Here is a 22,479-nt window from a genome sequence, read left to right as displayed (position 1 = left end):
GGCGTTCTGCGCATTGTGGCTGCCGCGCAGCGTCTGGATGCCGTCGAGATCGGCGAAAGGCAGCATGGCGCCGCCGGCGGCCTGGATGAGTTTGGTGCCCTCGGCATAAATGCCGTCCGCCACCACGTTGCGGCGCGAAATGCGGACCACCTTGACACCCGCCCGCTGGACGCGGTCAGCGATCAAAGCCGAATGGCTGTCGTCGACGCCGACAATCGCGACATCGCTGCCGGCGACCAGCCGTTCCTTGATATCGGCATAATGCTGCATCGTGCCGTGACGGTCGAGATGATCGGGCGTCACGTTGAGCAGGATTCCGGCCGACGGGTTCAGCGTCGGCGCCAGATCGATCTGGTAGGAGGAGCATTCGACGACGTAAAAGCGCTCGCCCCTCGGCGGATCGAGGGTCAGCACCGCCGTGCCGATATTGCCGCCAAGCTGCGTGTCGTAGCCTGCTGACGTCAGGATATGGGCGACCAGCGCAGTCGTGGTCGACTTGCCGTTGGTGCCTGTTATGGCGATGAAGGGGCAGTCCGGCGCATGAGCGCGGCGCTCGCGCACGAAGAGCTCGACGTCGCCGACGATATCGACGCCGGCCGCACGCGCAAGATCGACCGTCCAGTGCGGCTTCGGATGGGTGAGCGGCACGCCGGGTGACAGCACGAACAGCGTCTGCTGGCTCCAGTCGATGTTGTGCAGGTCTTCCGTTCTGATGCCTTCGGCCGCGGCCTTGGCGACGCTGTCGGGATTGTCGTCCCAGGCGGTCACCTCGGCACCGCCTGATATCAGCGCCCGGGCAGTGGCAAAGCCGGAGCCGCCGAGCCCGAAGAGCGCGACCTTCCTGTCCTTGAGCGTCGTGACCGGGATCATCGCCGCCTCACCGGAGCTTCAGCGTCGAGAGACCGAGCATGGCAAGGCCGACGGCGACGATCCAGAAGCGGATCACCACCTGACTCTCGGTCCAGCCCTTCTTCTCGAAGTGATGATGGATCGGCGCCATCAGGAAGACGCGCCGGCCGGTCATCTTGAAGAAGCCGACCTGGATGATGACCGAGAGCGTCTCGATGACGAAGAGGCCGCCGATGATTGCCATGACGATCTCATGCTTGGTGGCGACGGCGACGGTGCCGATCGTGCCGCCGAGTGCCAGCGACCCGGTGTCGCCCATGAAGATGGCGGCCGGCGGAGCATTGAACCAGAGAAAGCCGAGGCCGGCGCCGATGACGGCGCCGAGCACGACGGCGAGCTCGCCGGTGCCGGGCACGAAATTGATCTGCAGGTAGTTCGCAAACACCACGTTGCCGGCGAGATAGGCGATGACGCCGAAGGAGGCGGCTGCAATCATCACAGGCACGATGGCAAGTCCGTCGAGACCGTCCGTCAGATTGACGGCATTGCCGGCCCCGACGATGACGAAGCCGCCGAAGACGACGAACATGATGCCGATATTGATCATGAAGTCCTTGAAGAAGGGAAAGGCAATCGAGGAGCCGAAGGTCGAGCCGGCAATCCCCGAGGCAAGGGCGGTGCGCATCATGAAATAGACGGCGATGCCGGCGATGACGAATTCGATGCCGAGACGCGCCTTGCCGGAAAAGCCCATGTGGCTCTGCTTCGTGACCTTAAGATAATCGTCGTAGAAGCCGATCGCGCCGAAGCCCAGCGTCACCAGCAGCGTGGCGACGACATAGACGTTGGAAAGATCGGCCCAGAGCAGCGATGCGCCGACGATGCCGGCGAGGATCATCAGCCCGCCCATGGTCGGCGTGCCGGCTTTCTTGAAGTGCGTCTGCGGCCCATCGGCGCGGATCGGCTGGCCCTTGCCCTGCCGGATGCGCAGCGAATTGATGATCGTCGGCCCGAACAGGAAGACGATCAGTGCTGAGGTGAAGAGAGCAGCCCCCGTGCGGAAGGTAATATATCTGAACAGGTTCAGAAATTTGAAATATTCCGACAGTTCGACAAGCCAGATCAGCATTCAGGGCCCCTTGTTTACCCGATCAAAATTCGCGTTGCGTGTCGGCAAATGCCGGGAACTTGTCAAGGAGCGCGGCGACGATCTTGCCGAAACCGATGCCCAGAGACGATTTCACCATCAACACGTCGCCTGGCGCGACCGAGTTCAATACATAGTCCGTCAATTCGTCCGTGTTCTCGCGATAGTCGACGTGGACGCTTTCCGGCAACGATTCCTTCAGCGCAGCCATCTCGGCTCCAGCCAGCCAGACATGCTCGATGCCGGCCGCAAGCAGGGGCACGGCAAGGTCGGTATGGACCTTCTGCGCATAGTCGCCCATCTCCAGCATGTCGCCGAGCACGGCGATACGGCGTCCGCGGCCGGTCGGCTCGGAGGCCGCCAGCAGCGCGATCGCCGCGCGCATCGAGGCTGGATTCGCATTGTAGCTCTCGTCGATCAGCGTGAAGCTGCCGCCGCCGATTAAAAGCCGGTGGCGCTTGCCCCTGCCCTTTTCCGGCCTCAGCGTCGCAAGCGCTTCGATCGCCTTCTGCATATCGGCGCCGACGATCCTGACGACCCCGAGTGCTGCGAGCGCATTCTCGGCGATATGGCGGCCCGGCGCGCCGAGCGCGACTTCCAGCGTCTCGCCACCAATCGTCAGCCACAGCGTCGAATTCTCGTCGGAGCCATTGAATTCTGCGAGCCGGAATTCGGCCTTGGCATGCTGGCCGAAGGAATGGATATGCTCGATGCCGAGCGATTGCGCCGTGCGGTCGAGGAAATTGAACTGGTCGTTGTCGCGATTGAGCACGACATGGCCGCCGGGTTCGAGCCCCTCGAAGATCTCGGCCTTGGCAGCGGCGATTTCCTTGATGTTCTTGAAGTTGCCGAGATGGGCCGGCGCGATCGTCGTGATGATGGCGACATCGGGACGGATCATCCCCACCAGGGGCCGGATCTCGCCGGGATGGTTCATTCCGACTTCGAAGACGCCATAATCCGTATCCTCAGGCATGCGCGCCAGCGTCAGCGGCACGCCCCAATGATTGTTGAAGGAGGCGACGGAGGCGTGCACCTTGCCGGAGGGCGATAGCACATGCCGCAGCATTTCCTTGGTGGTCGTCTTTCCCACAGATCCGGTCACCGCGATGATCCGGGCCCGCGAGCGCTCGCGCGAGGCAAGGCCGAGCCGGCCAAGTGCCGCGAGCACGTCTTCCACGACGATCATCGGCACCGTCAGGCGGCCCATGGCGGGAAGCCTCGCCTCGCTGACGACGAGAAGGGAAGCGCCGTTCGCCGTCGCCATCGATGCGTAGTCGTGACCGTCGACACGGTCGCCCTTGATCGCGAAGAAGGCTTCGCCTGGAGTAATCGAGCGGCTGTCGATGGAAATGCCGGTGATGCCTTCGGGCAGCGTGCCGAAAGGGCGCCCCGCCATCGCTGCGATCATGTCTTCCGTCGTCCAGAGCCAGCTCAAGATTTCAACTCCTCCAAGGCCTTGCGCACCTCCGCATGATCGGAGAACGGCAGGGTGACGCCGCCGATCGTCTGCCCTTCCTCATGCCCCTTGCCGGCGACGATCAGCGTATCGCCGGATCTCAGCATGCCAACAGCCTCGCGGATCGCCGTGGCGCGATCGGCGATTTCCGCGGCGCAGCCTGCTGCTGCCATGATCTCCGCCCGGATCGAGGCCGGCTCCTCAGAACGCGGATTATCGTCGGTGACTATGACGACGTCGGCAAGTCGGCAGGCGATTTCGCCCATGATCGGCCGTTTGCCGCGGTCACGGTCGCCGCCGCAGCCGAAAACGACGATGACGCGGCCGGTGGTGAAGGGTCTGACCGAGCCCAGCACGTTTTCCAGCGCATCCGGCTTGTGGGCGTAGTCGACATAGGCGAGCGCGCCGTCTTTTGTATGGCCGACGAGTTCGAGACGGCCGGACGCGCCGACGAGCTTCTCGAGCGCGGCCATCGCAACCTTCGCCTCAACGCCGGTCGACATGGCAAGCCCCGCTGCGACCAGCGCGTTGGCCACCTGAAAATCGCCGGCCAGCGGAATGTCCACCTCGAAGATCTCGCCGCCGATATGGATTTCGGCCATCTGCTTGTGGCGGAAGTGCTCGACGCGCTTCAACGAGAGGTAATCGCCCTTTCGCCCAACGGTACGAATGTCGTGACCGGCATCGGTCGCGGCCTTGATCGCCTGCGCCGACCACGGATCGTCGGCGAAGATCACTGCCGGTGACCCCTTCGGCAACAGCGTATCGAAAAGCCGCATCTTGGCGGCCATATAGGCCTCGATCGTGGGATGATAATCCATGTGGTCCCGGCCGAGATTGGTGAAGGCGGCGGCAGCGAGCTTCACCCCGTCGAGCCGGCACTGGTCGAGGCCGTGGCTGGACGCTTCCATCGCGGCATGCGTCACGCCTTCTCCGGCGAGTTCCGCCAGCAGCTCGTGCAGAGACACCGGATCGGGCGTCGTCAACGAGCCATATTCGTTGCGCGTCGGCGAAACGACGCCCGTCGTGCCGATCATCGCAGCCGCGTGGCCCGCATGCGCCCAGATCTGCCGGGTGAAAGAAGCGACGGAGGTTTTGCCCGCCGTGCCGGTGACGGCGACCATGGTATCGGGCTGCTTGCCGTGGAAACGCGCGGCGGCGATGGAAAGGAAGCGGCGCGGCTCCTTGACCGCAAGCACGGGAATCGAAGCATCGACGGCTTGGGAGGCGATCGCGACGGCAGCGCCACGGCCGGCGGCATCCGCGATGAAGCCCGCGCCGTTCGCCTTGGTGCCGGCGACTGCGACGAAGGCATTGCCAGGCGCCACCTTGCGGCTATCCGAAGACAGGCCTGAGATATCAAGCAAGCCTGCCGGGCCTTCGAGCTGTGCTTCAAGTTCCGGAAACTGATCTCCGGCCAGGTCTCGCAATTTCATCGAACGCACTTTTCTCTCTTGAAGCCGGTTCACCCCTCGCGAATCGGCGTCGATATTCATTCACACTCAATAAGACACCAGCAAGGCCGATCCGCCCTCCCCGAATTTCGGCTCGATGCCGAGAATGGGGGCCGCGCGGCTGATGATCTCACGAGCGATCGGGCCGGCGGTGCCGGCGGAGATCGTTCCGCCATATTGCTTCTCACCGGTCTTCGGCTCGTCGCAGAAGGTGATCACGGCATATTTGGGATCATTGATCGGGAATGCGGCAATGAAGGAATTGAAGTTCAGCGTTGCCGAATAACGCCCGTTCACCACCTTGTCGGCCGTACCGGTCTTGCTGCCGACGGCAAAGCCCGGCACGCGGGCAACACGTCCGGATCCCTTGTAGCCGTTGAAATCAAGGAGATAGCGGATGTTGTCGCTGGTCGACTTCTTGATCACCTGCGTAGCGATCTGATCGGCCTGTTCGCGCGTGCGCGGCAGGAACGTCGGCTCGATCAGCTTGCCGCCATTGACGAGGGCGGCGGCGGCCACCCCTGTCTGCAGCGCCGTCGTCGAGACGCCATGGCCGAAGGAAATCGTGATCGAATTGATCTTCTTCCAAACGCGCGGCTGGCTCGGCATCTTCACTTCGGGCAGTTCGGTCTGCATCTTCGTCAAGAGGCCGAACTTGGTCAGATAGTCCTTCTGCGCGTCGATGCCGACGATATCGATGACGCGCGCCGTACCGATATTGGAAGAATATTGGAAAATCTCGGGAACGGTCAGCCAGCGGCGCTGCCCGTGAAAATCGTGGATGGTGAAGCCGCCGATATAGATCGATTTGCTGGCATCGAAACTGTCGGTCATCTTCACCTTGCCGCTATCGAGCGCCATGGCCAGCGAAAAGGTCTTGAAGGTCGAGCCCATTTCGAAGGTGCCGTTGGTCATCCGGTTGAGCCAACCGTCCTTGGCGCCTTCCTGCGGATCGTTCGGATCGAAATCCGGCGCCGATGCCATCGCCAGCACTTCTCCCGTATGCACGTCGATGACCGCGGCACCGGCGCCCTTGGACTGGAAGTTGTTGACGGCGTTGACGACCGCGTCCCGCACGATGTTCTGCACGCGCAGGTCGATCGATAGCCGCACTGGCTCGAGCGGCTGGTCGCTGGTCATGCCGACCGAGGCGAGATCGGCAAGCCCCTGGTCGTCGATAAATTTCTCCATGCCGGCGACACCGCGGTTGTCGATGTTGACGTAACCGAGGATGTGCGCGGCGGTCGAGCCGCCCGGATAGAAGCGGCGCTTCTCCGGCCGGAAGCCGATGCCGGGAATGCCGAGCGCCAGGATCTGGCTCTGCTGCTTCGGCGTCAGCTGCCGGCGCAGCCAGGCGAAATGCGAGGTCTTGACCGAGAGCTTCTTATAAGTGTCCCTGACGTCGAGCTCGGGCAGCACCGTTGCAAGCTTCTCCACTGCCTCGTCGGCGTCGACGATCTTGTTCGGCTCGGCAAACAGCGAGACGGTGCGGATGTCGGTCGCCAGTACCTCGCCGTTGCGGTCGAGAATGTCCGGGCGCGAGGCCATCAGCCGGTCGGGCGGCAGAATGCTGGAGACGACCTCCTGATCCTTCATCGCATATTCGACGAGACGGCCGCCGATGACGGCGTAGACGCCCATGAAGCCAAGGATCAGCAGGCCGACGCGGCTTTTCGCCTGCCCGGATTTCTTCTTGCGCGATCCCTCGATCGCCAGGCCGGCGGGGGAAGGACCGCCGAACCGGTTATAGACGCCGGCGGAGAAATGCGCCTGGCTCTTCAAAACCATGATGCGGGAAAGAAACGACATTATTCCTCCACCGATCCGGTTTCGATCTGGTCTGCATCCTCTGCCTCGCCGCGTGGCGCTGACATCGGAATGGGCTGCGCCTTGGCGGTGGCTTGCTCGCCCTTGGCGGTGGCTTGCTCGCCCTTGGCGGTGTCCGGCGCGCCTTTGGCGCTGGCCACGGTCGCGCTCTCGGCGCTGGCCACGGTCGCGCCTTTGGCGCTGGCCTTGGCCTCCGTCACGTCAGGCACGGGAACCTCGGATTTCAGCATCGGCAATTCCTTGGCATGCACGAGCGCCGTCGATTCCGTCGGCTGCAGCTTCAATTCGTCATTATAGGCTCTGACCAGCCGCTCCAGCCGGTTCGGCTGCGATTGCAGCGCCCAGTCGGCCTTGAGAAGGTCGATCGTGTCCTTCTCAAGCTTGATCTCGGCTTCGAGGCGATGAACCTCCTCGAGCTTCAATTCAGCGCGGTGCTTGATCGTGTAGGTCACGGCGGCGGTGGCCGTCATGACGCCGATAAGCACGAGATCGAACGTTTTCAGCATATCAACCACCAAGCTTTCCGAGACTGGCAAGATTGGGAAACCCGAAGAGCGACATATCCGCGGCTTCGGCGGCGGCGTCCGTCCTCAGGCCGGCGCGCAGCTTGGCGGAGCGGGCGCGCGGATTGATCTCGGCCTCCGCCTCGCTTGCCGAAACCATCGCCTTGCCGATAGCCGCAAAAGTTGCCGCTCGCTCATGCGCGACCGGCAGATGCCGTGAACCCGACGCCTTGCCGGCGCGGTCGGAGAAGAATTTCTTGACGATGCGGTCTTCCAGCGAATGAAAGGTGACGACGACGAGCCGCCCGCCGGGCTTCAGCGCCGTTTCCGCCGCAAACAGCGCCTGCGCCAGTTCGCCGAGCTCGTCATTCACGAAGATGCGCAATGCCTGGAAGACGCGCGTTGCCGGATGGATCTTGTCCTTCATCTTGCGCGGCGTAACGAGCTCGATGAGACCGGCGAGATCGCGCGTCGTCTCAAATGGCTTTTCGGCGCGGCGCTTCTCGATCGCATGCGCGATGCGCGGCGCCTGGCTTTCCTCGCCGAGAAAATGGAAGATGCGGATGAGATCGGCGACCTTGGCGCGGTTGACGACATCGGCGGCCGAAACACCTTCGGCCGACATGCGCATGTCGAGCGGTCCGTTCTTCTGGAAGGAGAAGCCGCGCTCGGCCTCGTCGATCTGCATGGAGGAGACGCCGATATCGAGCACGACACCATCGAGCCCGCCCTGCGGCGCATGATCGGCGAGATGCGAGAATTGCGAATGAACAAGCTTGAGACGACCACCATGGGCGGCGACCATCGCCTGCCCCGATGCAATCGCCGTCGGATCGCGGTCGAGCGCAATCACCTCGGCGCCGGCCGCAAGGATGGCCGAGCTGTAACCGCCCGCACCGAATGTACCATCGAGGATGAGCTTGCCGGGCGCGGGCGCCAGCGCCGCAAGCACTTCTTCGAGTAGAACAGGAATGTGACGAACCGGTCCGCCACCGGCATCAGTTGAACCTCCGCCAGGATTCGCCACCATTCCGTTCCCTCGTTCTTTCAGGAACGCTTGCCCGCCAGCTTGCGCTCCCCTCGTGCTTGCGCCTGTGCGGCCACAAAAGCCTGCGGCTGCCAGAGCTGAAAATGATCCGCTCGACCGACGAAGGTCACTTCGTCCGAGATACCGGTAAAGCCGCGAATGAAATCCGTGACCATCAGCCGCCCCTCGGCATCGAGCTTCATGAAGACCCCGCCTCCATGAATGAGAAGCGACATCTCGTTCGCATCCGGCGAAAACGGATCCTCCGCAGCAATCTGCCGTTCGAATCTTTCGAGAAGATCCGGACCGCCGATGCTGATCGCCGGAAACACAAAGTCCTGGAAGCAATAGAGCTCCTGAACATTGCGCTGCGCCAGCACGGAACGAAAAGCCGAAGGCACGGAAACCCTGCCCTTGGCATCGATCCTGTTGGTCGCGTTCGAAAGGAAGCGGCTCATGACACGAAACATCCGTTCCCGCAGGGATCCGGACCAAAAGACGCCCGAAACTCCCGATATCAGGCACAGCTTCGCAAGCCGGATGAGCCAAAACCCCTCCGACGCTTCCGGAGAGGAAGACGCCTTTGCTTTGCGATGAATGGGCAGGTGATTGCCCTGGTGCAGTGCGCATTTGGGATAGCATGGGACCATATGGGCGTCAATGGGATACGCCCATTTTGCAATGGACGCATGATCAAAAATTTATAAGCCGTTAAGTTTAACAAAGGGTTAGCATCGCCATCTTACAAACGACACGTAGTGGTGGCTTAGCGAGAAAAATCTACCCCTGGATGCATGAACATCCGTTCGATAACAGTCGGTTTCAGCGACTTACGGTGAAAATCCGGCCGACGCGCCGCAAGATGTTAATCGCCAGTTGGCCTGTAAGCCGGGTTCTGTAAGGCTCCGGCGTGAACCGGAACGTGGCAGCCATTCCTCTGGGACAGCGTTCGCACGCTGCCTCGCGCAACCCACCCGGATGACTGGCCTGGAAACCAGCCGGAAGGCCTTTCGGCCTGCCGCGTCATCCCTATTCGGTCTTGCTCCCGGTGGGGTTTACCGTGCCATTTCCGTTGCCGGAGATGCGGTGGGCTCTTACCCCACCCTTTCACCCTTACCTGTCATGACAGGCGGTTTGCTTTCTGTGGCACTTTCCCTGAGGTCGCCCTCGCCGGACGTTATCCGGCACCGTGTTTCCGTGGAGCCCGGACTTTCCTCACCCTACCGCCTTTCGGCATTGGTAAAGCGCGGCTGCCCAGCCAACTGGCAGGGCTCCCATAAACGAGAGAGATCGCAATTGCTATCGAAATAAATGATATCGCTTGGAGCTATTCCAGCAAAAATGCGCAGCAGTTTTGCGTCCGCAATTGCGTAGGAACAAAAGAGAGAGCACTTCCGTGATTCGGAGAAAAACGGAAATGCTCTAGCGAAATTGCGGTGTGAAATCCGTGGAGTAGCCCTCTTCGCCGATTCCGCCTGATAAAAGCAGCTCGGCCCCAAGCCGGCCGATTTCGTCCGAGCTCTTGGCCGACGTGCCGGCGCAGCCCGTCAGCACCGCGATCTCGGGCGAGGAAGTATAGCCAATCATCGGATAGCCGCTTTCCGTATGCGACACGACGCAAGCGGCCGTCGAAATCGAAAGCGGCACGATATTGGGCACAAGACCTTCAACGATGCGTTTGAGATGCGCGCGCACGGTATCGCGCCCCTCGGTCTTGAACCAGGCGCGCATCTCCGCGTCGTCGCTAAGCGCCAGATCGTCAGGATCGCCGCCGATCTTCAGGTAGAATTTGCCGTTGGGATACCGGATCGGCGGCAGCAGGTAGATATCGATGCCGGGCGCCCTGAGAATGAGCGACGGCATCGCGGCCAGGCGCACCGCGTCGGCCTCGCTTACTTCAAAGAGCGTCACGGTCCGGGCATAAACCGTCATGGCAACCGGCCGCGGCAACAGATTCTTCGCAATGGAAAATCCGCCCGCTGCCAGCAGCACCTTTGCACCGCGATAGGTCAGGCCACCGGCCGTCTCGACGGCGGCCCATCCGCCCTCGCTGCGGATCGAAATGACATGATCGCGGATGACGGCAGCACCTGCCTTTTCCGCCAGCAGCGATTGGGCTTTCACAAGCTTGCGCGGACTGATGTGGCCGGCCCCCCTCGCCTCGAAGACGCCCGTGCCCCCATCAGGAAAGGCGAAGAAGGGAAAGGCGGCCTTCAGCCCGGCCTCATCGAGAAGGCTGGTTTCGACGTTCAGCGAAATGGCGGCCCGCCGGGTCTTCTCGATATAATCGCCTCCCGTCGGCGCGACGGCGACGCAGCCCACCTCCCGATAGAAATCGATACCGCTGTCGCGGGCGATCTCGCCATAACGGCCGATCGAGCGGTTGGCGAGCAGTGCCCAATTGCGGTCGGGATCGATGGTGCGAGTGATGCGCCCCTCGTCATAATGGCTGGCGAAGACGCCCTGATGCGCCTTGCGATCATCCGGCTCGTCCGGGCCAATCACCGCGACACCGGCCACTTGGCGCGCCAGATGCCGCGCCGCCGCTGCCCCCATCAGCCCGCGGCCGACGACGATGTATTTGAAATCGACTGCCATGACATTTCCCCTCAACCAAAGACCGGCGTCAGCACGCCGCCGAAATCCTGATCCCCGAGCCTTCCTTCCGCCAGAAGCACCGCTCCCAGCCGCCCGAGCTCGTCGGAGGATTTGGCCGCGACGAAATTGCCGCCGGTCAGCACCGCGATGCGCGGCGACTGCGTAAATCCAGCATAGGGATAACCGGTCGGCGTGAAATTCGCCACACAGGGCGCCGATGTGACAGGGCAGCCGGCAAGCTCCGGCATCAGCTGCAGGGCGACACGCGCGAGATGATCGCGCTCGGGAGCACTGCCGTCGGAACGGAACCACGCGCCGGCATCTTCCAACTGGCTGAAAGAAAGCGCCTCAGTGTCACCACCGAGCTTCAGATAAGTCTTGCCGTCGGGATAACGCACCGGCGGCAGGATATAGATGTGATCCTCTTCTCGGTCACCGAGCACAATCGTCGACGGCATGCCGCCGAAAACCGCCATCTCGCGCTCGCCGAGTTCGTAGAAGGCGACCGTGCGCGCCATCACCCTGGTATCGACGGGACGCGGCAGCAGGGTATGGAAATTGCTGAAACCGCCGGCGGCCACCAGCACACGTTCGGCGCTGTAGCTTCCGCAGCCGGCCGTCACCTCGACATGGGAACCGGTATCGCGCACGGATGTCGCGGTTGCCTCGATCAGCGAGACGCCGCCCTGTTCGGCAAGCATGGTCTGCGCCCGCACCAGCGCCCGCGGGTTGATGTAGCCGGCGCGCCTGCGCTCGAAATACCCGCTGAAATCCGGATCGACGGCAAGATAGGGAAACCGCCGGCGAAGGTCTAACGGCGCGATGGTCTCGATATCGCTGCCGAGTGTCCGGCTGACGGTCAGCGCCCTTTTGATATAGTCCTGCTCGCCCTTCTCAGGAGCGGCAAAGAGGCAGCCGACCTCCGAATAAAAGGAAATGCCGCTCCTTGCCTCGATCTCGCGGTAGCGGTCGAGCGCGCGGGCGGCGAAGGTTCCCCAGGCAAGATTGCCGTCGAAGGTGCGGGTGATGCGCGCTTCGTCGTAATGGCTGGCGAAGACACCGTGATGAGCCTTGCGCTCCTCAGGCTCGCGCGGGCCGATCAGCGCGATGCCGTCGGCCATCGAGGAGAGATGCCGTGCGACGGCAGCCCCCATCATGCCGCGTCCGATGATGATAAACCTGAAATCGACTGCCATATCCCACCTCGTTTCAAGGTGGGATATCACGGCAAGCGCACTGATTCACATCGCAAAATTGCCGCAAGGGAATTTCGTCATGACGCGTCAGGCTATGCTCAGTCGAGCATCGCCAGGACCTTGCCGCAATAGGTCTTCGACACCGGGTTCATGCGCGTGGCGGCATGGCCGGCATTGTATTTCAGGATAGTGTTGCAGGTCTGCCCGCCGCCGAGCTGATGGGCAGCCGCCAGATACTTCATGCCGTATTTGATGTTGGTCTCCGGATCGAACAGGCCCTTCTTCGAGCCGGAATAACCCATCATCCGCGCCGTCGCCGGCTTGATCTGCATCAGGCCGACTTCACCGGCGCTGCCGCGGGCGTTCGGATTGAAATTGCTCTCGACGCGCACGACAGCCTGGGCGAGTGCGACAGGCACGTCGTATTCAGCGGCATATTTGTTGATCAGTGCGGCATAGGGAATGCTCGTGGAAAAATCCGGCATGGCATAGCCGCTCTGGCGATCGACGGTTTTCAGCGAGATGGTTTCGGCCCGGACACCCCAGTCATCACCAGCCAAGGCAACACTATATCCCGCCAGCAGCATGCCAACGCATGCCGCAGCACCAACAATCATATTCTTCATGTAGTCTCTTCACTCCGACCCAAAGAATTGCAGGACTGCGCGCCTCGCCGTCATCCGGTCACACGCGACCCAGGACTGATCGCGTTCCGTAGCAATTCTTATCGTTTCATTTGGCGCTCATGGTTACACTTGAAAACAGCCGCGAGCGCTGTTCAGCGGGCGTTCTTAGACCATCGCAATGAGGAGATAATAGGGAAATGATGTGGCGAGGCGGTTTTCTCGCCGGCCGCGAGAAATCCGTCCTGATATCCGGTTCTGCCGGTCAGGAATAACGCGGCAGCGACGACAGCAGCCGGTGCAGCGTGTCGATCGTCGAGAAATCGGCGATGCCATCTACCCGTTGGGGCCGGAAATGGCGCTGGAAAGCTTCCACATCGCCCGCCGTTTTCTCGGAGAATTCACCCGTGATTTCAGTGCCGTAACCATAGAGCGACAGCATCGACTGCAGCGCCTCGACAGGCTGGCCAGTATCGCCGTGCTGGAAGAAGCGCCCGCCGGTGATCGTTGCCGGCTCGACCCAGTGCCCGATGCCCGCCCGGTGGAGCTCGGCCCAGGGGAATTTCTCGCCCGGATCGACCTTGCGGATGGGGGCGACATCGGAATGCCCGAGCACCCTTTCCGGCACGATCGACCAACGTTTGACACAGTCGCGACACAATTCGATCACCGCGGCGATCTGCTCTTTCGGATAATCGGGGAGCCCGCCGGGATGGCCGGCATTGGCGATCTCGATGCCGATCGACAGAGAATTGATGTCCGTCTCGCCGTGCCAGCTGCTTCTTCCCGCATGCCAGGCACGCCGTGTTTCCGGCACGAGCTGTACCACCTCGCCGTTTTCATGCACAAAATAGTGGCTGGAAACCTGGCTCTCGGCGCGACAGAGCCAGTCGAGCGCGCCATCAGCCGTTGGCATGCCGGTATAGTGCAGCAGGATCATATCGGGATGGCGCCCGTCCGCCCGCTCGCCATGGTTCGGCGAGGGCTGCACGCGAGCGCTTCTGCAGTCGGCCTCGAAAGAGGTCATGCCGCGCGGCGTTCCTTCTCGATCGCCTCATAGGCCGCGTTCAGCGCCGCCATGCGCTCATTGGCGATCACATGGAATTCCTTCGGCACGCCGCGCGAGATCAGCCGATCGGGATGATGTTCGCTGACAAGGCCATGGTAACGGCGGCGGATGGTCGGGAAATCGTCCGAAGGCAAGACGCCGAGCACCTTGTAGGGATCGCCGCCGGACGAGACGTGGCGGGCAGCGATCTGCTCGAAGCGGGTCTCGCTCATCTCGAAGATCTCGCCGATATGACGCAGGAAATTCAGTTCCTTCTCGTGGATCAGCCCATCGGCCTTGGCGATGTGGAAGAGGCCGTCGAGCACGTCTTCCAGCACTGTGCAATTGGCTGCGCAAGTAACGCAGAGCGTGGAAAGCCGTTCGGCATAGGCTTCGTAGCCGGCGACGTCCTGGCGCGCGAGGTTGTAAAGCCGGGCGACGTTCTTTGCCTGATCCTGCGGGAATTCGAAGATTTCGCGGAAGGCTTCGACCTCCTTCTCGCTGACGATGCCGTCGGCCTTGGCCATCTTGGCCGACAGCGCGATGATCGCCACGGAGAAAGCCACTTTACGCCGGGTCTCAGGATCGCCTTCGAAAACCGTGCGGATAGCCTCGACCACCGCAGACAGCGCATTGCCTGCGGTATTGCCAATGGCATTCAACAGCTTTTCCCAGAAGGACATCGAAAATCTCACACACTTGTCAACTTATGACAAACAGCTTGACCAAAGAATCGCCGCCTTTGCAAGGCGACTATTGGTCGTAGGGCCGAACACAGTTTTCACGATTTGGTAATTGTCGCACCGCAGCAAACGATTCATCGCCCCGCTTTATCTTACCTTAAGGCCTGGCTAGCGGTCGCAGCCATTGGCCAGGCACGTAGGCTGCGGAGCGCGCGATGGAAATTTCCACAACAGATCCCCGACAGGCAGACCGGGCTTGAAACGATTATATCCGCACTTCCGGTCGCCTTTGCAGTTCAACACGGCAGAAAGGCGCATTTTTCGTAAATTCTTTACTTTACAGGGCCCTTTCCCTGCCGCATCCATGCGCTAGCAAACGCTGCCGCACCGAAACACCGTAGGAGGGATCATGGCCAAACAGAAAGTCGCAATGCTGACCGCCGGAGGCCTGGCGCCCTGTCTTTCTTCCGCCGTCGGCGGCCTCATCGAACGCTACAGCGACATCGCACCCGATCTCGACATAGTCGCCTACAAATCCGGCTACCAAGGCGTGCTCATCGGCGACAGCTTCGAGATCACCCGTGAGATGCGCGAAAAGGCGCCGCTGCTGCACCGCTACGGCGGTTCGCCGATCGGCAATAGCCGCGTCAAGCTCACCAATGCCGCCGACTGCGTCAAGCGCGGCCTGGTCAAGGAAGGCGAGAACCCGCTGCGGGTCGCCGCCGAACGCCTTGCCAATGACGGCATCACCATTCTCCACACGATCGGCGGCGACGACACCAACACCACGGCCGCCGACCTTGCCGCCTACCTCGCCGCCAACGGCTACGATCTCACCGTCGTCGGCCTGCCGAAGACTGTCGACAATGACGTCGTGCCGATCCGCCAGTCGCTCGGCGCCTGGACGGCCGCCGAAGTCGGCGCGCATTTCTTCGACAATGTCAGCAACGAACAGACGGCCGCCCCCCGCACCCTCGTCATCCACGAGGTCATGGGCCGCCATTGCGGCTGGCTGACGGCCGCCACCGCTCGCGCCTATCTCCAGCGCACCAGCCGCAACCAGTATGTCGACGGCCTGATGATGGACGCGCATCTGAAAAGCATCGACGCCGTCTACCTGCCTGAGATGGCCTTCGACCTCGACGCCGAAGCCGCCCGCCTGACGGAAAGCATGGACCGCAACGGCCATGCCACGGTCTTTGTCTCGGAAGGCGCATGCCTCGACGCCATCGTCGCCGAGCGCGAAGCCGCCGGCGAGACCGTCAAGCGCGATGCCTTCGGCCATGTGAAGATCGACACGATCAATGTCGGCGCATGGTTCCAGAAGCAGTTCGCCAATCTCTTGAACGCCGAGCGTTCCCTCGTGCAGAAATCAGGCTATTTTGCCCGCTCGGCGCCCGCCAACGGCGACGACCTGCGGCTGATCCAGAGCATGGTCGATCTCGCCGTCGAAAGCGCGCTCAATAAAGTCTCCGGCGTCACCGGCCATGATGAAGGCCAGAACGGTAAATTGCGCACTATAGAATTCCCGCGCATCAAGGGCGGCAAGGCTTTTGACCTTTCGACGGCATGGTTTGCCGAAGTCATGGACAATATAGGCCAGAAATACAAAGAAGCGTGATTGACGGATGGTTAATATGATGTCTTTGCTTGTTCCCGAGGAATAGGAGGAGATACCATGTCACTTGAAGCTTGGCTCGCTTTTGCGGCCGCATCTGCCATCATGCTGGCCATACCGGGGCCGACGATACTGCTCGTCGTATCCTATGCGCTCGGTCATGGACGCAGGACGGCGTTTGCGACGGTAGGCGGCGTGGCGCTCGGTGACTTCACCGCGATGACCGCTTCTCTCTTCGGTCTCGGTGCTGTTCTGGCCGCCTCCGCGACCCTCTTCACCGTGTTGAAGTGGATCGGCGGCGCCTACCTGATCTGGCTGGGAATCAAGCTCTGGCGGGCTCCCATCATCGGCGAACCGATTGCCGACAACGACAATCTGCCTGAGGAGAAGTCCCTCAAGATCTTCCTCCACGCCTATGTTGTCACCGCCCTCAATCCGAAGAGCATCATCTTCTTCGTCGCCTTCGTGCCGCAGTTCCTCAATCCGGCCCTGCCCTTCCTCGGCCAGATGGCGATCATGGAAGCGACCTTCCTCGTGCTGGCGATCCTCAACGCTTCCACCTACGCGTTTCTCGCCCATGCCGCGCGCGGACTGATTCGCAAGGCGAGCATCCAGCGCGCCGTGAACCGAACCGGAGGCACTCTGCTGATCGCTGCAGGTGCCGTAACGGCCGGGTATCGCCGTATTGCAGCCTAGTAATACTCCGTGGTTGCCGGAATGCCACGAATAGGTTAATGGGGTCACCAGGGCTTAAGGTTTTTGGTAACTTTTATACGCTGCCGGGGCGGCGCGATTTCACGAAAGTGGCGGAATGGTAGCGATCGGATTATCCGGCCTGAAACGCAGTCTTGTCGTTTCCACGATACTCTGCGGCGTGATGACGGGATGTGCGAGCGTCGAATACACGTCCCAGGCCGAACTGACAGCCGCCCAGACCGTCGTGCCGATGCCGAAGCCCGGCGAAGATGCAACACTCGCCGCGATCCCGACAGCCGAAGGCGCAGCTGTCGCTGGCGCCGCCATTCCTCAGGCATCACCCCCCTCCCTGACCGCAACGGCGATGCCGGCCGTGGCAACCTCTCAGCCTGCCGATCTCGCCATGCAGGCAGGCATACAGCCGGCAGCCTACGCGCAGATTCCGCTGACGCCCGAGATGACGGCGATCCAGTCCGTCGTGCCGACGCCGCGTCCGGGAGCGCCCGCACAGCCGACGACGCAGCTTGCCTTTGCCGCGACACCGCAAAACAGTGCGCTTGCAGCACTTGCCGCAGTTGACACCACGCCACGCGCCAGCATGGATTATGGTTTCGACGAATCCGGGCCGATCGATCCGCCGACGGCGCCCCCGATGTTCAGCGACAACGACAAAGACGATGCGCCGACGGTCGAGAAGAGCTTCGTCACCAAGCTCATCGCCAAATATTCGAAGGTCTACGAGATTCCCGAGACATTGCTCCACCGCATCGTCCATCGCGAGAGCCGCTATAATCCGAAGGCCTACAACAAGCGCGGCTATTTCGGCCTCATGCAGATTAAGTACAACACCGCCAAGTCCATGGGTTATGACGGTGCCCCGGGCGGCCTCTTCGATGCCGAGACCAACATCAAATATGCCGCGAAATATCTGCGCGGCGCCTGGCTCGTCTCCGATAATAAGGAAGACGATGCCGTCCGCCTCTATGCGCGCGGCTATTATTATGACGCCAAGCGCAAGGGCATGACCGACATCGCCCAAGGCAACTACTGACACCAAGGCAATTGCTGAAACGGCGATCGCAGCTCCGGCCTATGGCTGCGGCTGCGCCTTTTGCTGTGACCCGGCCTGCTGTTTCGGCTCCCCCGGTTGCGGCACGGCCGCCAGGATCTTCTTCAGCAGCGTCTGCGGCTGATAGTCGAGCCGGCTTGGCGTCAGGCCGAGCCGGACGACGACCAGATTGGCGGAAGGCACGATCGCCATGCTCTGCCCGTCATGCCCCGTCAGCCAGAACGTATCCTCCGGCAGTCCGAACGCGGCGCTTGGGCCGCCAGGAGCGAGCCAGGCTTGGCCTTGCGTATAGCGCCCGTTCGACGCTGCCGTCGGGGTGCGCATGGCGCCGACGAAACCCTCCGGTAGCAGCCGCTGGCCGTTCCACACGCCATCCTGCAGCAGGAACTGCCCGAAGCGCGCCCAGTCATGTGCCGTCGCATAGAGATAGGAACTTCCGGCAAACGTGCCGCGCGCATCGAGTTCGAACACCGCGCTCGTCATGCCGAGGGGCGAAAACAAGGCGTCGTGCGGATAGGAAAAGGCGGCCTGCGCATTGCCGACCCTGTCCATCCAGATGCGTGACAAGAGCACGGCCGTACCGCTCGAATAGCGGAAGCGCTGGCCGGGTGCTGCCTCCATCGGCGCATTGGCCGGCAGCGATACCATGTCGGGATCGAGATAGAGCATGCGCGTCACATCGGCGACGTCGCCATAGTCCTCGTTGAAGGCAAGGCCGCTCTCCATGCCGAGCAGGTCGGAAACCTTGATCCTGGCGCGCGCATCGTTCTTCCACTGCGCCAGCAGGTTATCATCGTCGAAGGAGATCTTACCGTCGAGCATCAGCCGGCCGAGGAGCGCCGCATTCACGGTCTTCGTCATCGACCAGCCGATGAGCGGCGTCTTTGCCGAGAAGCCGGGGCCATAGGCTTCGGCGAAGATGCGGCCATTGCGCACCACGACGATCGCCCGCATTGCCGGGCCGGCCACGCCGGCATCGGCAAGCAGCGCGGCGATCTTGCCGTCCGCCGGGTTGCCGGTGCCCTCGCCCTCCGGCCACAAGGCGTCATTCGCCTGCATCTTGGCCGGCGGATCGAAGGGCGCTGCATTCGCCGCCGCCTCGAAATTGCCGTCCGGCACGCTCGCGCAGCCGAAAGCGCCGCGATAGAGCGCATAACTCGGCGCAAACAGTCCCATGAAGCGCGCCGTCACGCGGTCGTTGTCGCGGTCGACGCTGACACGCACGAGCCGCAGCAGCGGATTTCCGGGCGCCTGGACATCGTCATGAAGCACATCCTCGGCCCCCCGGCCGGCGATGAAGACATTGGAGCAGACGATCTTGGCGGCATAGCCGTCGCCGACGCTGAGCAGTTGCGGCGGCCGGATGAAGAGCCAGCCGCCGGCAGTGATGACGAGGAGAACGAGAAGGAGAGCAAGCGCCTTCAGGATACGCAGGACAAATCGCATGGCATTCCTCCATGGCGGGAGAGAAGCAGGAATCACACGCGCCGGAAAGGGGCCGAAGCGAAGAACGGCCATCGTCCCGATCACTTTCCCAGGAGAGCCATCCCGGTTGCTCGCCCGAGGAGGTCGAAGCCTCCGAAGAACGGCGCCCACAGCCCACGTCATCAAACTGTAGCAGAGGCGCGCTACACGCCCTGAACGCTAAAAAGGTGACAGACTCATGTCAGAATTTGCACCGGATGCCGGCTTCCGCAAGAACCGGAAACTCAAGGACGCCCTTCTCCGCCATAAGGCTTTTTCGAAGGATGGCTTTTCCGAGCGTCTCTTCGGCCTTCTCTTCTCCGGCCTCGTCTATCCGCAGATCTGGGAGGATCCGGATCTCGACATGCAGGCGATGGAGCTGAAGCCCAACCATCGCATCGTCACCATCGGCTCTGGCGGCTGCAACATGCTCGCCTATCTCTCCAAGGCGCCGGCCTCGATCGACGTCGTCGATCTCAACCCGCACCACATCGCGCTGAACCGCCTAAAGCTTGCCGCCTTCAAGCATCTTCCCGGCCATGCCGATCTCGTCCGCTTCCTGGCGATGCCGAACGAGAAGTCGAACAGCCGCGCTTACGACCAGCATCTCGCCGCCCGTCTCGATGAGGCAACCCGTAGCTACTGGAACGGCCGCAAGTTCGGCCGCCGCCGCGTCACCGTTTTTGACCGCAACATTTACGAGACGGGCCTGCTCGGCCGCTTCATCGGCGCCGCCCACCTTCTTGCCCGCCTGCATGGCGTCAAACTGCGCGAGATGACCAAGACCCGCTCGATCCGCGAGCAGCGCCAGTTCTTCGACGAGCAGATCGCGCCGCTCTTCGAAAAGCCGGTCGTGCGCTGGATCACCGGCCGCAAGAGCTCGCTCTTCGGCCTCGGCATTCCGCCGCAGCAATATGACGAACTTGCAAGCCTCGCCGCCGATCATTCGATCGCGCCGGTGCTGAAGCACCGCCTGGAAAAGCTCGCCTGTCATTTCCCGATGAGCGACAACTATTTCGCCTGGCAGGCCTTCGGCCGCCGCTACGGCACCGAAGCGGAAGGCCCGCTGCCGACCTATTTGAAGTCGGAGCACTATCAAGTGATCCGCGCCAATGTCGACCGCGTCAACGTCCACCATGCAAGCTTCACCGAGCTTCTGGCCCGCGAGCCGGCCGCTTCGCGCGACCGCTACATCCTGCTCGACGCGCAGGACTGGATGACGGACGAGCAGTTGAACGACGTCTGGATGGAAATCACCCGCACGGCGCGCGAAGGCGCCCGCGTGATCTTCCGCACCGCCGCCGAAAAAAGCATCATCGAAGGCCGTCTGGCTCCGGCGATCCGCGACCAATGGGATTATTTCGAGGAGAAGTCGCTTGAACTGACCGCGCTCGATCGCTCGGCAATCTACGGCGGCTTCCACATTTACGGGAAGAAGGCGTGAGCAAGGTCGGCACTGAGACGGCAGGAAAGAGTGATGAACATGCCAGCCTCATGGATGGCATGTACCGCTACCAGCGGCACATCTACGACCTGACCCGCAAATATTATCTTCTCGGCCGCGACAGCACGATCCGCAATCTCGACGTTCCCGAAGGCGGCACCCTGCTTGAAGTCGGCTGCGGCACCGGGCGCAACATGGCCTTCGCCCACAGGCATTTCCCGACCGCCAAGCTCTTCGGCCTCGACATTTCCCAGGAAATGCTGATTTCGGCACGCAAGACCTTCGCCACCAAGGCGACCATCCCGGAATTCCGCGTCGCCGACGCCACGGCGTTCACGCCGCGCGAATTCGGCGTCAGCGGCTTCGACCGCATCCTGATTTCCTATGCCCTGTCGATGATCCCGGACTGGGAGCGCGCCGTCGATGCATCGATCGCCGCACTCAATCCCGGCGGCCAGCTGCACATTGTCGATTTCGGCCAGCAGGAAGGCCTGCCGGCCTGGTTCCGGCGCATGCTGCAGTCCTGGCTTGCGAAATTCCACGTCACCCCGCGCCCCGATCTGCGTGAGGTTCTGGAAGCGCAAGCCCATGAAAACAACGCGATATTGTTGTTCGATACCGTCGGCGGCGGTTATGCTTGGCGAGCTGCCATTATCAGCAAGCGCTTATAATTCGCTTGAAACTAACCGATTTTTTACGTTGATATGGTGAAAAGAGGGTTATCCTCTGCTGACTCGTCTTTTTCGAAGGTCAAGTTGTGGGGCAAAAAGATCATTCGAGTTACGACGGGACGCCCATGCGCCGGCTTTTGTTTTGCGTTTTGCCCCTGGCCATCATGCTGGCTGGCTGCACTTCTTCCGGTTATGACTATCTCGAAACGGCATCGATCAAGCCGAAGACGCGCTTCAAGGATACCGATCCGCAGGATTTCGGTCCGAAGCATCCGCAGCAGAACCAGGTCCACGGCATCGATATCTCCAAATGGCAGGGCGATATCGATTGGGCCACGGTAAAGAATTCCGGTGTCGCCTTCGCCTTCATCAAGGCAACCGAAGGCAAGGACAGGGTCGATCCGCGCTTCGACGAATACTGGCGCGAAGCCCGCGCCGCCGGCATCCCGCACGCCCCCTATCATTTCTATTATTTCTGCTCTTCGGCCGATCAGCAGGCAGACTGGTTCATCCGCAACGTGCCGAAGGAGGCCATGCGCCTGCCGCCAGTGCTCGACGTCGAATGGAACGCCGAATCGAAGACCTGCCGCTACCGCCCCGACGCTGAAACGGTGCGCGCCGAAATGCAGCGTTTCATGGACCGGCTGGAGGCCTATTACGGCAAGCGCCCGATCATCTATACCTCGGTCGATTTCCATCGCGACAATCTCGCCGGCTACTTCCAGGATTATCATTTCTGGGTCCGTTCGGTGGCAAAACACCCCGAAGTGACCTATTCCGACCGCCGCTGGGCCTTCTGGCAATATACCTCGACCGGCGTTATTCCCGGCATCAGTGGGCCGACCGATATCAATGTCTTTGCCGGCAGCGCAAAGAACTGGAACAATTGGGTCGCGGCCGTTTCCAAGGATAGAAATTCTTAGTAACGTCTTGCGATGTTTCTTGCTTCCGTCACATTCGTCTGTGAAAGCGACGGCATTCTGTTTGATATAAGGACCACATCCATGCACCGCTCGCTCGCAAGCCGCTCTGCACTCGCCCTTCTGTTTGCCCTCGCCGTCGCAGGCGGCGCGGCCGCCCAGCAGGCGCCAGACGCAGCCCCG

The 22,479-nt window shown here is 61.8% G+C and carries 20 protein-coding genes, 1 other RNA gene and 1 pseudogene; 7 read left to right on the top strand and 15 right to left on the bottom strand.

The genetic code is table 11. The annotated features are described in order from the left end of the window. The 14 genes from murD to MOV76_RS29530 form a co-directional block, all read right to left on the bottom strand. Positions 1 to 870, bottom strand: an 870-nt coding sequence (gene murD, locus MOV76_RS29595; RefSeq protein WP_247265869.1) for a UDP-N-acetylmuramoyl-L-alanine--D-glutamate ligase, incomplete at its 3' end; no start/stop codon positions are given. 7 nt (positions 871 to 877) lie between these two features. Continuing rightward, positions 878 to 1,978 carry a phospho-N-acetylmuramoyl-pentapeptide-transferase gene (mraY, locus tag MOV76_RS29590; RefSeq protein ID WP_003541415.1) on the bottom strand — a complete coding sequence of 367 codons (1,101 nt, stop codon included), beginning with the start codon at positions 1,976 to 1,978 and terminating at the stop codon, positions 878 to 880. A gap of 22 nt (positions 1,979 to 2,000) precedes the next feature. Beyond that, on the bottom strand, positions 2,001 to 3,434 hold the full coding sequence (locus MOV76_RS29585) for a UDP-N-acetylmuramoylalanyl-D-glutamyl-2,6-diaminopimelate--D-alanyl-D-alanine ligase (protein ID WP_247265868.1): 1,434 nt from the start codon (positions 3,432 to 3,434) through the stop codon (positions 2,001 to 2,003). Next, entirely contained in the window at positions 3,431 to 4,951 is a 1,521-nt protein-coding gene (locus MOV76_RS29580) for a UDP-N-acetylmuramoyl-L-alanyl-D-glutamate--2,6-diaminopimelate ligase (RefSeq protein ID WP_222284237.1), read from the bottom strand. The genes MOV76_RS29585 and MOV76_RS29580 overlap by 4 nt, the downstream gene beginning before the upstream one ends. 6 nt (positions 4,952 to 4,957) lie before the next feature. Further along, positions 4,958 to 6,718, bottom strand: a complete 1,761-nt coding sequence (locus MOV76_RS29575; protein WP_018242866.1) for a penicillin-binding protein 2 — start codon at positions 6,716 to 6,718, stop codon at positions 4,958 to 4,960. Beyond that, the gene (locus tag MOV76_RS29570) at positions 6,718 to 7,242 is read right to left on the bottom strand and encodes a hypothetical protein (RefSeq protein WP_247265867.1); all 525 of its coding nucleotides are present in this window, start codon (positions 7,240 to 7,242) and stop codon (positions 6,718 to 6,720) included. Before MOV76_RS29570 ends, MOV76_RS29575 begins: the two co-directional genes overlap by 1 nt. A 1-nt stretch (position 7,243) precedes the next feature. After that, the gene (gene rsmH / locus MOV76_RS29565; protein WP_018242868.1) at positions 7,244 to 8,269 is read right to left on the bottom strand and encodes a 16S rRNA (cytosine(1402)-N(4))-methyltransferase RsmH; all 1,026 of its coding nucleotides are present in this window, start codon (positions 8,267 to 8,269) and stop codon (positions 7,244 to 7,246) included. Positions 8,270 to 8,286: 17 nt separating this feature from the next. Next, complete coding sequence (gene mraZ, locus MOV76_RS29560) at positions 8,287 to 8,724, bottom strand: division/cell wall cluster transcriptional repressor MraZ (RefSeq protein WP_025395324.1); 438 nt, start codon at positions 8,722 to 8,724, stop codon at positions 8,287 to 8,289. Positions 8,725 to 9,134: 410 nt separating this feature from the next. Further along, positions 9,135 to 9,532, bottom strand: an RNA gene (gene rnpB / locus MOV76_RS29555) — RNase P RNA component class A. A gap of 156 nt (positions 9,533 to 9,688) precedes the next feature. After that, positions 9,689 to 10,864 (bottom strand): FAD-binding oxidoreductase, encoded by a 1,176-nt coding sequence (locus MOV76_RS29550; RefSeq protein WP_247265866.1) that lies wholly within the window; start codon positions 10,862 to 10,864, stop codon positions 9,689 to 9,691. An 11-nt stretch (positions 10,865 to 10,875) separates the two neighbouring features. After that, positions 10,876 to 12,060, bottom strand: coding sequence for an FAD-binding oxidoreductase (locus tag MOV76_RS29545; protein WP_247265865.1), 1,185 nt, complete (start codon positions 12,058 to 12,060; stop codon positions 10,876 to 10,878). Between the two features lie 98 nt (positions 12,061 to 12,158). Beyond that, a complete protein-coding gene (locus MOV76_RS29540) occupies positions 12,159 to 12,686 on the bottom strand; it encodes a lytic transglycosylase domain-containing protein (protein WP_018242872.1) in 528 nt (175 codons plus the stop codon). 262 nt (positions 12,687 to 12,948) lie between these two features. Then, on the bottom strand, positions 12,949 to 13,710 hold the full coding sequence (locus tag MOV76_RS29535) for an N-acetylmuramoyl-L-alanine amidase (protein WP_247265864.1): 762 nt from the start codon (positions 13,708 to 13,710) through the stop codon (positions 12,949 to 12,951). Continuing rightward, positions 13,707 to 14,414 carry a DnaJ family molecular chaperone gene (locus MOV76_RS29530; RefSeq protein WP_182563434.1) on the bottom strand — a complete coding sequence of 236 codons (708 nt, stop codon included), beginning with the start codon at positions 14,412 to 14,414 and terminating at the stop codon, positions 13,707 to 13,709. The genes MOV76_RS29535 and MOV76_RS29530 overlap by 4 nt, the downstream gene beginning before the upstream one ends. Before the next feature lie 409 nt (positions 14,415 to 14,823). On the opposite strand from MOV76_RS29530, the gene MOV76_RS29525 reads away from it, so the two are divergent. From MOV76_RS29525 to MOV76_RS29515, 3 genes are all read left to right on the top strand, one after another. After that, positions 14,824 to 16,035, top strand: coding sequence for a pyrophosphate--fructose-6-phosphate 1-phosphotransferase (locus MOV76_RS29525; protein WP_247265863.1), 1,212 nt, complete (start codon positions 14,824 to 14,826; stop codon positions 16,033 to 16,035). A 57-nt stretch (positions 16,036 to 16,092) separates the two neighbouring features. Continuing rightward, complete coding sequence (locus tag MOV76_RS29520; protein WP_003561042.1) at positions 16,093 to 16,728, top strand: LysE family translocator; 636 nt, start codon at positions 16,093 to 16,095, stop codon at positions 16,726 to 16,728. Between the two features lie 115 nt (positions 16,729 to 16,843). Then, positions 16,844 to 17,779, top strand: a complete 936-nt coding sequence (locus MOV76_RS29515) for a lytic transglycosylase domain-containing protein (protein ID WP_247265862.1) — start codon at positions 16,844 to 16,846, stop codon at positions 17,777 to 17,779. Positions 17,780 to 17,818: 39 nt separating this feature from the next. Here the strand turns inward: MOV76_RS29515 and MOV76_RS29510 are convergent, their stop codons facing one another. Beyond that, entirely contained in the window at positions 17,819 to 19,243 is a 1,425-nt protein-coding gene (locus MOV76_RS29510) for a serine hydrolase (protein WP_247265861.1), read from the bottom strand. Between the two features lie 217 nt (positions 19,244 to 19,460). On the opposite strand from MOV76_RS29510, the gene MOV76_RS29505 reads away from it, so the two are divergent. The 4 genes and pseudogenes from MOV76_RS29505 to MOV76_RS29490 all read left to right on the top strand — a co-directional run. Then, positions 19,461 to 20,705 carry a DUF3419 family protein gene (locus tag MOV76_RS29505; protein ID WP_028732848.1) on the top strand — a complete coding sequence of 415 codons (1,245 nt, stop codon included), beginning with the start codon at positions 19,461 to 19,463 and terminating at the stop codon, positions 20,703 to 20,705. Beyond that, entirely contained in the window at positions 20,702 to 21,376 is a 675-nt protein-coding gene (locus tag MOV76_RS29500; protein WP_028732849.1) for a class I SAM-dependent methyltransferase, read from the top strand. The genes MOV76_RS29505 and MOV76_RS29500 overlap by 4 nt, the downstream gene beginning before the upstream one ends. A 125-nt stretch (positions 21,377 to 21,501) precedes the next feature. After that, positions 21,502 to 22,299 carry a GH25 family lysozyme gene (locus MOV76_RS29495; RefSeq protein ID WP_018242881.1) on the top strand — a complete coding sequence of 266 codons (798 nt, stop codon included), beginning with the start codon at positions 21,502 to 21,504 and terminating at the stop codon, positions 22,297 to 22,299. 12 nt (positions 22,300 to 22,311) lie between these two features. Further along, a pseudogene (locus MOV76_RS29490) lies at positions 22,312 to 22,479 on the top strand (lytic murein transglycosylase); the annotation flags it as partial.

Source organism: Rhizobium sp. PRIMUS64, from assembly GCF_023006465.1.
Classification (GTDB): Bacteria; Pseudomonadota; Alphaproteobacteria; order Rhizobiales; family Rhizobiaceae; genus Rhizobium; species Rhizobium leguminosarum.
This window is presented reverse-complemented; position numbering and strand designations above follow the sequence as displayed.

Excerpts from the sequence above, each read along its gene's own strand:
- mraY (WP_003541415.1), bottom strand. The coding sequence starts at position 1,978 with ATGCTGATCTGGCTTGTCGAACTGTCGGAATATTTCAAATTTCTGAAC.
- MOV76_RS29580 (WP_222284237.1), bottom strand. The coding sequence starts at position 4,951 with ATGAATATCGACGCCGATTCGCGAGGGGTGAACCGGCTTCAAGAGAGA.
- MOV76_RS29575 (WP_018242866.1), bottom strand. The coding sequence starts at position 6,718 with ATGTCGTTTCTTTCCCGCATCATGGTTTTGAAGAGCCAGGCGCATTTC.
- MOV76_RS29570 (WP_247265867.1), bottom strand. The coding sequence starts at position 7,242 with ATGCTGAAAACGTTCGATCTCGTGCTTATCGGCGTCATGACGGCCACC.
- rsmH (WP_018242868.1), bottom strand. The coding sequence starts at position 8,269 with ATGGTGGCGAATCCTGGCGGAGGTTCAACTGATGCCGGTGGCGGACCG.
- mraZ (WP_025395324.1), bottom strand. The coding sequence starts at position 8,724 with ATGAGCCGCTTCCTTTCGAACGCGACCAACAGGATCGATGCCAAGGGC.
- MOV76_RS29550 (WP_247265866.1), bottom strand. The coding sequence starts at position 10,864 with ATGGCAGTCGATTTCAAATACATCGTCGTCGGCCGCGGGCTGATGGGG.
- MOV76_RS29545 (WP_247265865.1), bottom strand. The coding sequence starts at position 12,060 with ATGGCAGTCGATTTCAGGTTTATCATCATCGGACGCGGCATGATGGGG.
- MOV76_RS29540 (WP_018242872.1), bottom strand. The coding sequence starts at position 12,686 with ATGAAGAATATGATTGTTGGTGCTGCGGCATGCGTTGGCATGCTGCTG.
- MOV76_RS29535 (WP_247265864.1), bottom strand. The coding sequence starts at position 13,710 with ATGACCTCTTTCGAGGCCGACTGCAGAAGCGCTCGCGTGCAGCCCTCG.
- MOV76_RS29530 (WP_182563434.1), bottom strand. The coding sequence starts at position 14,414 with ATGTCCTTCTGGGAAAAGCTGTTGAATGCCATTGGCAATACCGCAGGC.
- MOV76_RS29525 (WP_247265863.1), top strand. The coding sequence starts at position 14,824 with ATGGCCAAACAGAAAGTCGCAATGCTGACCGCCGGAGGCCTGGCGCCC.
- MOV76_RS29520 (WP_003561042.1), top strand. The coding sequence starts at position 16,093 with ATGTCACTTGAAGCTTGGCTCGCTTTTGCGGCCGCATCTGCCATCATG.
- MOV76_RS29515 (WP_247265862.1), top strand. The coding sequence starts at position 16,844 with ATGGTAGCGATCGGATTATCCGGCCTGAAACGCAGTCTTGTCGTTTCC.
- MOV76_RS29510 (WP_247265861.1), bottom strand. The coding sequence starts at position 19,243 with ATGCGATTTGTCCTGCGTATCCTGAAGGCGCTTGCTCTCCTTCTCGTT.
- MOV76_RS29505 (WP_028732848.1), top strand. The coding sequence starts at position 19,461 with ATGTCAGAATTTGCACCGGATGCCGGCTTCCGCAAGAACCGGAAACTC.
- MOV76_RS29495 (WP_018242881.1), top strand. The coding sequence starts at position 21,502 with ATGCGCCGGCTTTTGTTTTGCGTTTTGCCCCTGGCCATCATGCTGGCT.